The organism is Candidatus Villigracilis vicinus (assembly GCF_016702885.1).
In the GTDB taxonomy this organism is placed as follows: domain Bacteria; phylum Chloroflexota; class Anaerolineae; order Anaerolineales; family Villigracilaceae; genus Villigracilis; species Villigracilis vicinus.
In genome coordinates, this window is the sequence record NZ_JADJDD010000010.1 from 1 (window position 1) to 13,892 (window position 13,892).

The window sequence follows — 13,892 nt, forward strand, 5'->3', positions numbered from 1 at the left end:
TAGTAATATCTGTATATTCAGGGACTGAATCGAGTTCCAATACTTCCAGACCAGTCATAGTATCCCAAATCTGAATATACCCTCCATTGCCTGCGGTTGCTAAATGTGTTCCATCGGGGCTAAATGCAATCGATTGAATATTCTGGTTTTTTGTATTCAATGCAAATTTCAACTGCGATACAACAAGTCCTCGCCGCAAAGATGTTTCGGATTCTATTGTATGAATTGTGGCTTCAGCCTGCAGTGCTAGTAAAATACTCAATTCAGGGTCAATATCTAAATTGCTTAGTGAAGCCGCTGCCAGTTCGCGTGAGGTAGCAAGTTTGGCTTCATTCTCTGCGTGATCTTTTTCCTGAATAGCAAGGGCTTCTGCTGCCTGGGCGGTGCTAGCGATGGCTTCGTTTGGATAGCCGGTTTGGGTGCGGTACACAATAACCCCTGCAATAATGGCGGCGACCATTGCCTTCACCAGGACGGCGCTAAGAAAAGACCGCGCGTTGTCTTAGGTGTTTCGCAGACCTTGTTTGCGATTCTGCGCGGCTTGGATTCCCGTCTCCGCCAATTTCCGCGCCGTTTCTCGCGTTGTAAACGTTCCGCTTCTTCCACCTCTCGTTGATCTCGCGCAGAGAGGCTAGCCTTTAAATAATCAAGTTCATGCTGGGTCAACGCGATCGCCGAACTCTCTGCCCATCCTTCATATTGCGCCAGCTTGGTGCCGCTCAATAAAAAGCTGGGGTCACGTTTTGCATCCATCCATTCAGATGCCGCGGTGGAAAGCTGTCTCTGCATTCGCACCAGGGAGCGGCTTTCTTCCAGCCAATCGCGCAAGCGCCCCCACTCGCGGATGATGGCTTCGTGCGCCACTTCCACCGTCGGACCGCGTGTGCCCGGGTCACGGTCAAAGAAAGCAGGCGGGCATTCCCGAAGGCATTCAAGGTCGCCTTGAATGATTTAGAGAATTTCCTCAGGTCCACATCGCTGAGCTTCAGGTTTTCCAATTCAGAGATCAAAGCACGGCGGCGGGTATCTTCCACGCCTTCACCAAGCGTAACCAAACGCAGGAATATTTGCCTGGCGATGACCTGACCTTCTTGATCCAAGCCCTTGAATACTTCTTCAGCCCTTCGTCCCAACGCGCCAAGCACGCCGCCGATCTCATGGTAGGCGGACTTCGTCAACATATTGCCCGCGCGCTTTTCGTAAAGCTCGGTCAACGCATATTGCAGCAAAGGCAGTGTGCCGGGCTGGTCGCCGAGGTCTCGCAATATCGCAGCCACGAGTCCGCTCTCGAGATGCAGACCCACCCGTTCGGCGGGCGAAGCGATCGCGCTTTCCAATTCATCAGGCGTGAGCGGCAGAATGACTTCCATGCGCTGACGCAGCAGTTCGCCAAAATCCACATACCCGAGCGGACGGTCGATAAAATCTGCCCGCAGGGTTAGGATGACTCGAATGCGGCTGTTCTCATCCATGATCGCCGTCACCAGCAATCCTAGAAAACGCATGCGCTCGGCTTCATCCTGCACCAGAGTGAACACCTCTTCAAATTGATCGATGACCAGCACCAGGTCAATGCTGGGATCGTTCGGCAGCGAGCGGCGCACCGCGCGAATCAGTCCGCGGCTGTCTTTGTGGAATTGTTCCATCAACGACGAGGGCGGGTTGACCGCGACTCGCAGCAGCGCGGCTTCAAGTTCCTCCAGCGGATGCGCGCCGGGCATCATCTCAACGATGAACCAATTCTCCGAACCGGGCAATGCTCCGAGGCGCAGGGCGGGGATCAAGCCTGCTTTTACAACCGATGACTTTCCGCTTCCACTCGGCCCGACAACTGCCAGAAAACGCGACAGTTCTCCCGTGTCTTCGAGTTTTGACAGCAAATTCTGGACCAGCGTTTCGCGTCCATAGAAATCCTGCGCGTCTCCTTCTACAAAAGCGCGCAAGCCTTTGTAGGGATTGTCCAATTCGGTGAGCGGTGGGATCGTGTCTTGCAACGAAATCGCCTTGCTCTTGATCTCAAGCGGAGCAGCGCCTAATGCGGCCCGCAGGTCGTTCAGCATCAGTTCTACATTTTCATATCTTTCCAGCGGGTCTTTCGCTGTCGCGCGTTCGATCACATTGTCCAACGATCTTGGCAGCCCCATTCGATGTTCGTCGAGCATGGGCAGGGGTGTGTTCAAATGCTGGCTCATGACATCGAAAGGAGTGTTGCCGCGGAAGGGAACCTTGCCCGTCAGCAGCTCGTACAGCATCACACCCAGCGCGTAAATATCCGTCTGCGGACGGACGAACTCCGAGCGGATCTGCTCCGGAGAAATATAGTCAAGCGAACCGATGACCACATTGGCCTGGGTCTCTGAGGACGGGCTGCTCAAATTCTTTGCGATACCGAAGTCCGCGAGATAGGCGTTGTTGTCTTCGTCGAGTAATACATTGGCAGGTTTCAGGTCACGATGTACCACTCCTGCACGGTGGGATGAGCTGAGTGCCGAGCCGATCTGTTCCATCATCCGCAAAACCGTTTCGGAGGATAGCATTGTCCCGCCGCGTAACAGGGATTGCACGCTTCCGCCTCGCAGCAAGCGCATGATCAAATACGCCACACTCGGCTCGCGCCAGTAATCATAGAGCGGAACGATGTGCGGATGTTCCAACCGTGCCACGAGCTGTGCCTCCGCCTCAAAGCGGCGGATAAAATCTGGATGGTTAGCATACATGGGCATGATGATCTTGATCGCCACTTCGCGTTCCACCAATGGCTGCACAGCGCGATAGACCACTCCCATCCCGCCGTTGCCAAGCCGTTCTCCCAGAGCATATCCGCGAATGGCTCGGCCGCTCAGGTCCTCGCTGCCGATCTCCTCGGGCGCGGGCATGGGGGTGACACTTGGTTCTTCGAGGACGGGACGCTCCGTGCGTGCCAGCCTCACAAAGGCAGACCGTTCTTCGAGAGGAATATTCAAGGCCATCGCCAGGCGTTCCGCGATCTGCACCGAGGGGCGCAGGTCATCCGCTTCGATCTTGCGCACGGTGATCGGGGCGCAACCCACACGGTGTGCCAGCTCATCCTGGGTCAGCCCCAGTTCGCGGCGTCTGTTTTTTGCGATGATGCCAAAGGAATATTCGTCACTCATGTTTTCTTTCCTCCACTCAATAATGAGAATTGTGGTTGAACTTATCTTGTTACACTATACGTCTTTGAAAATTGAAAATCAAGAGTTTTTCAACCTTATATCGCTTTTATATCGGTTTTAAAAATAGGGGAGTCAGGCACAACGGATCTACAAATACGCCCGAGAATTACGCCATTTAATCAGAGTTGCCGTCTATTCAATAGTGCCAAAATGGATATAATTTATGAAACTTATGGGAGACTTTGATAGCAAACGACTCACCTTTGGAAAATGGCTGCGCCAACAGCGGCGCACTCTTGACCTGACTCAGGAAACCTTTGCTGATCAAGTCGGCTGCGCGAGGATCACCCTGCGGAGGATTGAAAGCGATGCGCTCAAGCCTTCAAAAGAATTGGCTCTCATCCTGTTGGAGAAGGCCGGCATCCCGAAATCCGAACGTGAAGCATGGCTTCCCTTTACCCGCGGGTTGGCTGATCTCCCCGCCAAACAAACAAATCCTTCCCTCCAATTCGTACGCAATAATTTACCCGCCCCCCTGACCAATTTCATCGGGCGCGAAAAAGATCAGACAGATGTCATCCACCTGATCGCAACGCATCGGCTCGTCACGCTGACGGGTTCCGGCGGCGTTGGTAAAACGCGCCTCTCCATTCAAGTCGCATCGGAGTTATTGTCACAATATCCCATGGGCATCTGGCTGGTGGAGCTTGCCCCGCTGACCGACCCTGCGCTCGTGCCGCAATCCGTTTGTGCCGTGCTGGGAGTGATTCCAGACGGGGATACCTCGCCCCTCGAAGCGCTCACCAATTATTTGCGTTCCAAGAAGATCCTGTTGGTGCTGGATAACTGCGAACATCTCGTTGATGCCTGTGCCCAATTATGCGTTTCACTTTTGCGCTCCTGCCCTGACCTGAGAATTCTCACCAGCAGCCGTGAAGCGCTGGATATTTTGGGCGAGCAGGCGTATCGCGTCCCATCCCTTTCGCTTCCCGATTCAAAAAGCATTCTGAACATCATTCAGGAATCAGAAGCGGTGACGTTGTTCGTGGAACGCGCCCAAGCCTCGCAACTGGAATTTGAGCTGACCGAATTCAACGCCTCCTTCGTCGCCCAGATCTGCCAGCGCCTCGACGGAATTGCCCTCGCGATCGAACTCGCCGCTTCGCGCGTGAAGATGTTCAAGGTGGAACAGATCGCAGCGCGGCTTAACAATGTCTTTGATCTGTTGACGAGCGGCAACCGTACCGCGCTGCCTCGCCAGCAGACTTTGCGCGCCCTGATCGACTGGAGCTACAACCTGCTCTCTGAAGAGGAAAAGACCCTTTTGCGAAGACTCTCGGTCTTCATGGGTGGCTGGACTCTTGAAGCTGCAGAGGCAGTTTCAAGCGACTCCGATGCGTCTGATCTGCTAACTCGTCTCGTGGATAAATCTCTTGTTGTCGCAGATCATGAACATGGGAATGTAGTCCGCTACGATTTACTTGAGACGATACGTCAGTATGCGCGCGAGAAGTTGATCGAAAACGGGGAGGAGCATACTGCGCGCGAACGTCACCTGGAATATTTTGTGAAGCTGGCGGAAGACAATCAATCCAGAAGAAAGACTGCGGATCAAAAATCAGCCTTTCAACAAATGAAAGTTGAGCTCGATAATTTTCGTGCGGCTCTCGATTGGTCTTTGGAAGAAGAGAATAAAAACGCGGTTGCAAACGGGTTGCGGATAGCCAACGCCTTGGATTGGTCAGATGCGTCCGAAGAAGGCTTGAAATGGCTGCAAAAAGGTATTGCATTCATTCCTCATGGCATCTTCGAATTTGACCTGCTGCGTGCCAACGCCATGACGAACACCGCACCCATGCTCATAAATAGAGGCGAATCCAAAGCAGCCATCGAAACCCTTCATGAAAGTATTGCGTTGTACAGATCCATTCCCTCGGCAGATAAACGCGGCTGGGTGACTGCGCTTTTCCTACTCTCCTGGGCGATCATGGACTCTGACTATGCCAGATCGCGCACATATGCCCGAGAGCGTGGCAATGGCACGCGACCTTGGGGAAGCGGGGAAGTGGGATCTTGCCATGGCGCTTTATTGGGAAGGATGTATTGCGCTCAGACAAATAGATTATGAAAATGGGAAATCCTTGATCGAGGAGGGGCTTTCCATTTTTCGTGAAGTTGGAGACAGCATCAGCGCTGCAGACACGCTTCATGCACGGGGACAGCTGGAATCGAATGTAGAGAATTATGAAGCAGCGCTTAAATATTACCGTCAGGCAAAAGATATTAAAGTGGAATACGGGTTAAAGGCAAGCGAGATTTTTATTCTCAATGATATGTTTACCTCAGAGCGCAGGCGTGGTAATTATGAAGCCGCACGGAAAAAAGTAGAGGAATGCATTGCCTATCTTCGTGACAGAGGCACTCCATATCATTTGGCGGGTTCTCTTTGGCAGCTTGGAGATGTACTGATCGACCTCAATGAAATCGAGCAATCCACCATCCACTTGCGCGAAAGCCTTCAAATCTCGCAATATTTACCCACTGCTCGTTATAAAGGCTTTTGCCTGTTTTCATTGATCAAGTCTCTCAAACTGCAAGGCAAGATAAAAGATGCCGTCCTTTTGTTGGGAGCAATGGAGGTGGAAACCTGCAAGGATTATTGGCAATTTACCGCATACCGAAAGGCAGACTACAACCGAACCTATGAGGCGATCAAAACCGCCTTGGGCGAAGCAGCTTTTGCAAATTCTTATGTGGAAGGTAAAGCTATGACACTTGATCAAGGCGTAGCATATGCTTTGGGAAAGGTAGGTAAATAACTTCCGGTGGGGATCATGTGCGCTCTGGGGATTTACCTCAATAAAGAGCAGGTTGGAAATTTCCAGATATAATCAACCAAATTTTTCCGAATATCATTTCATTTCAATTGCGGGCGGGAGGGTACCATGGATCAGGCAGTGAGCGACCGATTACGCAATGAATTCCAGCCGCAGCGCTTGCTGCCCGCTCTCATGATGGGGACAGTTACAGGCATCCTCGAAGTAATTTATGCCCTCTCGATAGCCAGCCTGATATTCAACGGCGACCTTGCTGCCTTTCTCCCTTACGGGTTCGGCATTTCGCTCGTCAGCTCTGTGGTCTTGCTGATCGGTACTGCACTGACCAGTTCGGTTCCCGGAGTGTTTAGCAGCACGCAGGATAGCTCCACGGTTGTAATGGCGGTCATTGCCGCTTCTCTTGTTAGTTTACTTGTTACAGCGGGGGATACAGAAAAACTTGCCACAGTCCTTGTGACCATTTCCCTCACAACCATATTGACCGGGCTTTTATTTTTGACGCTGGGCACTTTCGGGTTGGGGAAACTTGTGCGCTACATTCCGTACCCTGTGATGGGCGGATTTCTGGCAGGGACCGGCTGGCTCTTGGTGCAGGGTTCCTTTGGTGTCATGACCGATTTTTCGCTCAACCCTGCCCGTATCCCTTTTCTTCTTCAACCAGATCAATTGATTTTCTGGCTGCCTGGCGTTTGCTTTGCGCTGGCGTTGTTCTTTGCCCTAAAACGGTTCGATCACTTCCTCACCATGCCTGCCATATTGTTGGGATCCATTGCCCTGTTTTATCTTGCATTTTTCCTGACGGGCACATCCATTCAGGATGCCACCACGCGCGGATTGCTTCTTGGGAAAGTAGGCGGCGATGCGATCTGGCAGCCGTTTGCGATTGGCAGTAAATTGCTGGAGGCGAATTGGATGGCGATCCTCGGGCAGAGCGGCAACATTGCCATCGTTCTGGTCCTGAGCGTGATCGGTTTTCTTCTGAACGCATCTGCCCTTGAGTTAACCACGCGGCAGGATATTCAACTCAATCATGAGCTCAGATCGGTTGGGGTTGCGAATATTGTCTCAGGGTTGCTGGGCGGGTTGGTTGGCTACCACATGGTTGGCGACACAGCCTTGAACTTTCGCGTTGGGGCAAGAGGCAAATTACCCGGCATCGTGACCGGCATCGTTTGTGCAGGGATATTTCTGCTTGGCTCATCCCTGCTTGCCTATCTTCCGCGCCCGCTTTTGGGCGGGTTGTTGTTTTTCCTGGGATTGGAATTTCTGGTCGAGTGGGTTGTGACAGGCTGGAAAAAACTTTCGAGGAGTGACTATTTTGTCACCCTGCTAATCCTGATCGTGATCGCCGCAACGAATTTTTTGGTCGGGGTCGGAGTGGGTTTGGCGGCGGCGATCGTGTTGTTTGTGGTCAATTACAGCCGCATCAACGTGGTTCGTCATGCGCTCTCTGGTGCAGATGTCACCAGCAATGTTGAGCGCTGCACATATCACCAGCGGGTGTTGAAAGACAAATTAGGTCAGCAAATTTACATCCTTGAATTGCAGGGATTTCTGTTTTTCGGCACCGCCAATGCGCTGCTGGATCAAATGCGTGTGCGGCTGGATGACAGCACTCAGCCGAAGATCCGTTTTCTCATTTTTGACTTCCACCGTGTCAGTGGATTCGATTCTTCAGCGGTCATTAGTTTTGTCAAATGCAGGCAGATCACCGAGACGCAGGGCATCACCCTGGTGCTGACCAATCTGTCCGCTCAAATGCAAAAGCGTTTCGAGCTGGATAATTTGTCTGAAAGCCAAAATGGGATTCGCATCTTCCCTGACCTGGATCACGGTCTCGAATGGTGCGAGGAGCAGCTGCTTGATATCGAGCAGGTGACAACGCTGCACACGCCCGTCACATTGAGCGCCCAGCTGGCAGATAGCGGCTTCGAAAGAAGCAACACCAAACGCCTGCTAAATTATTTAGAGCGGGTCACCTTCAAGGAAGGCGAAACCCTCATCAAGCAAGGGGATGAAGCGGATCGTTTGTATTTTATTGAGATGGGCATCGTCTCCGTCTACCTGGAACTTGGGGATCAAAAACGAGTGAGATTGCGCACGCTGGGGCTGGGAACAGCCATCGGGGAGACTGGCTTGTATTTTGGTACAACTTCCACCGCGTCCGCGATAGCGGAATTGCCTGTCACTGCGTATCGCTTGACTCGCGCGGCACTTGCCGAGATGAAACAGAAGGAACCTGAGCTGGCCGCATCCTTTCACGAATTTAGCGCCCGCCTGCTTTCCGAGCGGCTGATCTCCATTACTCGAACGCTGGAAACAGTTCTTAAGTAGCGACATGGGAAAATTCGTTATCGCCAACCGCTTTGAGATAAATGATCTTGAAAAAGATATGCTTGGACGGGGCGGAATGGGCATCGTCTACCGGGCAACTGACAGGGAGAGTGGAGAGGCGGTGGCTGTCAAGACTCTTGATTCTGCCGTCCTGTCCACGGAGCCGAATGTGCTTGAGCGTTTCCGTCGCGAAGGCGAGGCGCTGCGCCAGCTCGATCATCCCAATATCGTTAAATACATCGCCGCTATTGAAGCGTATGGGCAGCATTATCTGGTGATGGAATATGTGGAGGGCGGCAGCCTGCAGGATGTGCTGGCGGCACAGGGGCACCTTTCCAGTCAGCGGGTCGTCGAGATCGGTCTTGACCTCGCAAATGCATTAGAGCGGGCTCATCAGCTGGGCATCATCTATCGCGATCTCAAACCAGCGAACGTGCTGCTGGCGCGGGACGGCACTCCGCGCCTGAGTGATTTTGGCATTGCCCATCTTGCAGATAAGGCGCATCTGACCCAGTCCGGTGTGCTGATCGGTACCATGAATTATCTCAGCCCCGAAGCATTCGGCCGTGAGACGCTCGATGCCCGTACAGATATTTGGGCTTTTGGTGTGCTGCTGTTTGAAATGTTAACCGGACGCCTGCCGTTTCCAGACAAAAATATCACTGCCAAGATCACCGCGATCCTCACCCAGCCGACACCTGACCTGACTCAATATAACTCGGATATCCCTGAAGCATTGGCAGACCTCATCTACCGCATGCTGGAGAAAGACCGCAGTCAACGCATCGCCAGCGCCAGGCTTGTCAAAGACGAACTTGAAGTGATCCTTCGTTCGATATGATCTCGTGTACGGCTGACCGAATTTGAAAAGGGAAAATCATATGATCGGGACAACGCTCCTTAATCGCTATAAAATTGACTCCGAACTTGGCAAGGGCGGAATGGGCGTCGTGTACAAAGCGCACGATACCCTGCTCCATCGCGCAGTTGCCATCAAATTCCTGAACACAGACGGCATCGGCACGGAGGGACGATCCCGCTTGATCCAGGAAGCGCGTGCAGTGGCACAGTTGAATCACCCGAATATTGTCTCGGTCTTTGACGCTGGGGAAACGGAAGGGAATCCCTTCATCGTAATGGAGTTTGTTCCGGGGAATACACTGAAAGGGATCGCAGCACCATCCGTATCTGAGACACTCGTGATGGCAGCGCAAATCTGCAAGGCGCTCGACCACGCCCACTCCAAAGGAATCATTCACCGAGATTTGAAACTCGAGAATATTATCATCACCGATTCGCAGACCTTGAAACTCATGGACTTTGGTCTGGCGCGCTCATCGGATGATTCGCGCATGACCGAGGAAGGTGTTCTCAAAGGGACATTGGCATACATCGCTCCCGAATTGATCCAAGGCGAACCCGCCAGCCCACAATCTGACTTGTATGCGTTCGGTGTGATTCTTTATGAACTACTCACCGGTCTAGCTCCATTTCAAGGAACGATCAATACCATTCTGGCGCAGCACTTGCATGGTGTGGTCGCACCTCCAAGCGAACACACCACGGATATTCCTGAATGGTTGGACAATCTGGTTCTTCGGCTGCTGGCTAAGAGCCCCGAAGAGCGACATGTTTCTGCCAAAGATGTTCTCCGTGATATCGAGGAAAGATCCACTGCGCCTACATTCGCATCTTAATTTCCATTGCCCCAGACCAAAGAACAACCTGCCCACGCAGTTGACAACCTTTATCGGCCGTGAAAAGGAAGTGGAGCAAATCAAGGGACGTATGGAAAAGAATCGCCTGGTGACATTGACTGGATCAGGCGGCATCGGCAAGACGCGGCTTTCAATTCAAGTGGCGTCGGAGCTATTAGCAGATTATCCAATCGGTGTCTGGCTGGTGGAGCTTGCCCCGCTGACCGACCCCGCGCTCGTGCCGCAATCCGTTTGTGCGGCGCTTGGCGTCAAGCCAGAAGGGGATACCTCGCCGCTTGATGCTCTGATCAATTACATGCATGAGAAGAAAATATTGTTGGTCGTGGATAACTGCGAACATCTGATTGACGCCTGTGCGCAGCTTTGTGATTCGCTTTTACATGCCTGCCCTGAATTGCGGATCATCGCCAGCAGCCGTGAAGCCTTGGGGATCGAAGGCGAAAATGCGTATCGTGTGCCGTCGCTCTCGCTGCCCAATCCCAAAAGCGGATTGCATGTCATCGAAGAATCAGAAGCGGTCAAGTTGTTCATGGAACGCGCCACAACAAATTTGCCAGAATTTGAAATGACCGAAGTCAATGCGCCTGCCATCGCGCAGATCTGTCAGCGCTTGGATGGGATTGCCTTAGCCATCGAGCTTGCCGCTTCGCGCGTGAAAATGTTGAAAGTGGAACAGATCGCCACGCGATTGGACGATGCCTTTCGATTGCTGACAGGTGGCAGCCGCACCGCCTTGCCACGCCAGCAGACTCTGCGAGCGTTAATTGATTGGAGCTACAACCTTCTTCCCGATGAAGAGCGGGCTTTTCTGCGCAAGCTCTCGGTCTTCATGGGCGGCTGGACTCTCGAAGCAGCGGAAGCAATTTGTGGAAATGCCGACGCACTGGAGCTATTAACACATCTCGTGGATAAATCGCTTGTGTCTGTAGACCTCGAACATGGGGATGAGCCGCGCTATTATCTGCTGGAGACCGTGCGCCAGTATGCGCGCGAAAAATTAGTTGAGTCTGAAAACATGATTCAACTGAGAGATGTTCACCTCGTCTATTTTCTAAAACTTGCGGAACGCATTGCACCAGAGTTGTATCATCGCAAGATGCCATATTGGTTGGATTATTTGGAAGTGGAATACGCCAACTTGCACGCCGCGCTGGAATGGGCACAAGCACGCGATGTTGATGCGGGCTTGTGCTTATCAAATGCCTTGTATTTGTTTTGGGCCGAACGTGGAGATTTTAGAAAAGAAGGCATTGAATGGTTTGAAATATTTCTAAAAGCCAGCTCCATCAAACGAAATAAAAACCGAGCTTGGGCGCTTTTGCATTTTTATGGTTTATCAATTATTCAGCCAGGTTCACCCTCAGTTGAAGTGAGCAAGTGTCTTGAAGAAAGTTTGCTTTTGGCACGTGAAATAGGCGATCATGGTTGTTTGACGAGGGTGCTTTGCGTGCAAGGCACTAACGAGATACTTGATGGTAATTACGATACTGCTCAGATTTTATTAGAACAAAGTTGTAGGTGATTTGGGATGGTTGGCTTTGGGCGTAAATTTCCTTGGGTTGATGAGTGAAGACCAGGGTGATTGGGATTCCGCCCGGAGATATTTTGAGGAAGCTCTTTCTCTTGCCGAGGAGGCGCGTGACCGTTTATATACATCTTGTTACCTTGCATCTTTCAGATAGCACTTGGTTAGGGGATTTTGATCAAGCAATATCTTTACTAAATCGAGCAAGAAAATTGGTTGAGGATACACCTGACGATCAATTCCTGCCAGGTATTCTGGGTGACCTTGGAGAAATTGCTCGTTTTCAAGGGGACTTTGATCAGGCATCCACTCTATATAAAAAGAATTTATCACTCCCCGCGGCAGATAGTGAAAAAGTCTTAAGCCGTTGTGGTCTGTCAATTGTGGAACGCATTCGCGGTCAAATTGCAGAAGCAAGAAAAAACCTAATAAGCGCCTTGCAGTTTCTTAAAACTGAAGGAGATTGGGTATTCTCGCCTATTGTAATTACTTATGTTGCCTGCTTTGCTGTTGATCAGCAATTGATCAGACAGGCGACTTTCTTGTTTGGGTGGATTGAAAGTCATAATAAAATAAAAGGGCATGTACAACAACCTGTATACAAGAATGAATTTGATCATTATCTGACTCAGGCACGCGAAGGACTATCCGACTCCGAGTTCAATGCGGCTTGGGTGGAGGGACAGTCCATGAGTCAGGAGCAGGTCCTTGCGCTGGCGATGGAAGTGTTGCAATAAATATGGATCGTGTCCGGTGTGCAGGATGATATGCAGGTGACCGATGACCGAGTATTCCATCGTGGTCTTTTCAGAATAGCGAATCATATTTTCGGCGAGGAAAACTTCAAATCCGTTGCCGAAATAGGCGGGCCGCGCTGACAAAGCGGAGAGACGGTGGTCACGGCGGGGGGGAAAAGGGCCCCCGTTCCAAGTCCACGCCGCTGCGGAGTAATCGCTCAACCAGAATAGTTCAAGAAAGAGTTAAGTAAAAGGTAGGCTTTTTATTGTCCATACTACAACGGGTTGATTTGTTAAAATCAGCCCGTTGTAAGTTGAAATTCCTCCTCACAAGTATTCATGCTTTTGAATCAACATCGAACAACATAATAGGAGTGTCTGATGTATATCCCCAAACCTGAAAACAAATTCACCTTTGGTCTATGGACCGTTGGCAATCGCGTCGCGGATCCATTCGGTTCCGTGACACGCGGACAAAAAACACCTGCCGAGTTGGTCTACCTGCTTGGAGAAGTCGGTGCGTATGGCGTAAACTTCCACGACAATGACTTGATCCCGATTGATGCCACCCCTGCCGAAGCGGACGCGATCAAAAAGGATTTCCGCAAAGCGCTGGCAGATACAGGTCTCGTTGTGCCGATGGCAACCACGAACCTGTTCAGCGATCCCATCTTCAAAGATGGCGCTTTCACGTCCAACGACTCGAAAGTCCGCGCGTATGCTCTGCAGAAAACCATGAACGCCATCGACCTCGGCGTGGAATTCGGCGCAAAGACCTACGTCTTCTGGGGTGGACGCGAAGGCACGGAGAGCGACGCCACCAAGGATCCCATCACCTCCATCAAGCGCAGCCGCGAAGCGATGAACTTCTGTGCGAGTACGCTCTGGATAAGAAATATGATCTGAAGTTCGCGCTCGAAGCCAAACCCAACGAACCGCGCGGCGACATCTACAACTCCACTACTGGGCATATGCTGGCGTTCATCGCAACACTCGATCATTCTGAAATGGTCGGCGTCAATCCAGAAGTTGCCCACGAACATATGGCAGGACTCAACTTCACCCATGGCGTCGCGCAAGCAATTGATGCAGGTAAACTCTTCCACATTGACCTCAACGATCAGGCCTTCGGACGCTACGATCAGGACTTCCGCTTTGGCGCAGTCAATCTCAAAAGTGCATTCTTCCTGGTGAAGTTACTGGAAGACAACAAGTACGATAATTCCCGTCACTTTGATGCTCATGCCTATCGCACCGAAGACTACGAAGGTGTCAAGGATTTTGCGCGCGGTTGTATGCGCACTTATCTCATTCTCAAAGATAAGGCTGCCCAGTGGAACGCGGACAAGGATATCCAGTCCATCGTTGCAGAGATCAATGCCAATGATGGTTCGATGGATCAGTATTTCGGAAAATATTCCACGGCAAAGGCGAATGCCCTTAAAGGACAAGCTTTCGATCGCTCTACCATTGCTTCACGTGGATTGAAATACGAGCGCCTTGACCAATTGACGAATGAAGTGTTGTTGGGTGTGAGATAGCGTTTCAGGTTCCAAGTGTCAGGTATCAGGTTTTTCCTGACGCCTGACACTTGATACAGGAGTACC

The 13,892-nt window shown here is 51.5% G+C and carries 10 protein-coding genes and 1 pseudogene; 8 read left to right on the forward strand and 3 right to left on the reverse strand.

The window, feature by feature from the left end:
* The 3 genes from IPG80_RS10190 to IPG80_RS10200 form a co-directional block, all read right to left on the reverse strand.
* Positions 1 to 460, reverse strand: a 460-nt coding sequence (locus tag IPG80_RS10190) for a WD40 repeat domain-containing protein (protein ID WP_345106052.1), incomplete at its 3' end; no start/stop codon positions are given.
* Positions 461 to 465: 5 nt separating this feature from the next.
* Entirely contained in the window at positions 466 to 753 is a 288-nt protein-coding gene (locus IPG80_RS10195; protein ID WP_345106055.1) for a hypothetical protein, read from the reverse strand.
* The gene (locus IPG80_RS10200) at positions 720 to 3,134 is read right to left on the reverse strand and encodes a protein kinase (protein ID WP_345106060.1); all 2,415 of its coding nucleotides are present in this window, start codon (positions 3,132 to 3,134) and stop codon (positions 720 to 722) included. Before IPG80_RS10200 ends, IPG80_RS10195 begins: the two co-directional genes overlap by 34 nt.
* A gap of 223 nt (positions 3,135 to 3,357) precedes the next feature.
* On the opposite strand from IPG80_RS10200, the gene IPG80_RS10205 reads away from it, so the two are divergent.
* The 8 genes and pseudogenes from IPG80_RS10205 to xylA all read left to right on the forward strand — a co-directional run bounded on the left by IPG80_RS10205 (position 3,358) and on the right by xylA (position 13,826).
* Entirely contained in the window at positions 3,358 to 5,262 is a 1,905-nt protein-coding gene (locus IPG80_RS10205; RefSeq protein ID WP_345106062.1) for an NB-ARC domain-containing protein, read from the forward strand.
* Entirely contained in the window at positions 5,213 to 5,953 is a 741-nt protein-coding gene (locus IPG80_RS10210; RefSeq protein ID WP_345106065.1) for a hypothetical protein, read from the forward strand. Before IPG80_RS10205 ends, IPG80_RS10210 begins: the two co-directional genes overlap by 50 nt.
* A 126-nt stretch (positions 5,954 to 6,079) precedes the next feature.
* Complete coding sequence (locus tag IPG80_RS10215; RefSeq protein ID WP_345106068.1) at positions 6,080 to 8,305, forward strand: SulP family inorganic anion transporter; 2,226 nt, start codon at positions 6,080 to 6,082, stop codon at positions 8,303 to 8,305.
* Between the two features lie 4 nt (positions 8,306 to 8,309).
* Entirely contained in the window at positions 8,310 to 9,146 is an 837-nt protein-coding gene (locus IPG80_RS10220; RefSeq protein WP_345106071.1) for a serine/threonine-protein kinase, read from the forward strand.
* 40 nt (positions 9,147 to 9,186) lie between these two features.
* Complete coding sequence (locus IPG80_RS10225) at positions 9,187 to 10,002, forward strand: serine/threonine-protein kinase (RefSeq protein ID WP_345106073.1); 816 nt, start codon at positions 9,187 to 9,189, stop codon at positions 10,000 to 10,002.
* Positions 9,950 to 11,545 (forward strand): AAA family ATPase, encoded by a 1,596-nt coding sequence (locus tag IPG80_RS10230; protein WP_345106399.1) that lies wholly within the window; start codon positions 9,950 to 9,952, stop codon positions 11,543 to 11,545. Before IPG80_RS10225 ends, IPG80_RS10230 begins: the two co-directional genes overlap by 53 nt.
* Positions 11,546 to 11,661: 116 nt before the next feature.
* Positions 11,662 to 12,285, forward strand: a complete 624-nt coding sequence (locus IPG80_RS10235) for a tetratricopeptide repeat protein (RefSeq protein ID WP_345106076.1) — start codon at positions 11,662 to 11,664, stop codon at positions 12,283 to 12,285.
* A gap of 378 nt (positions 12,286 to 12,663) precedes the next feature.
* Positions 12,664 to 13,826 (forward strand): annotated as a pseudogene (xylA, locus tag IPG80_RS10240) (xylose isomerase).
* Positions 13,827 to 13,892: the final 66 nt, after the last annotated feature.

Bases quoted from the DNA above. Each gene is read 5' to 3' on its own strand.
- IPG80_RS10210 (WP_345106065.1), top strand. From the start codon at position 5,213: ATGGCGCTTTATTGGGAAGGATGTATTGCGCTCAGACAAATAGATTAT.
- IPG80_RS10225 (WP_345106073.1), top strand. From the start codon at position 9,187: ATGATCGGGACAACGCTCCTTAATCGCTATAAAATTGACTCCGAACTT.
- IPG80_RS10220 (WP_345106071.1), top strand. From the start codon at position 8,310: ATGGGAAAATTCGTTATCGCCAACCGCTTTGAGATAAATGATCTTGAA.
- IPG80_RS10215 (WP_345106068.1), top strand. From the start codon at position 6,080: ATGGATCAGGCAGTGAGCGACCGATTACGCAATGAATTCCAGCCGCAG.
- IPG80_RS10200 (WP_345106060.1), bottom strand. From the start codon at position 3,134: ATGAGTGACGAATATTCCTTTGGCATCATCGCAAAAAACAGACGCCGC.
- IPG80_RS10230 (WP_345106399.1), top strand. From the start codon at position 9,950: ATGTTCTCCGTGATATCGAGGAAAGATCCACTGCGCCTACATTCGCAT.
- IPG80_RS10195 (WP_345106055.1), bottom strand. From the start codon at position 753: ATGGATGCAAAACGTGACCCCAGCTTTTTATTGAGCGGCACCAAGCTG.
- IPG80_RS10205 (WP_345106062.1), top strand. From the start codon at position 3,358: ATGAAACTTATGGGAGACTTTGATAGCAAACGACTCACCTTTGGAAAA.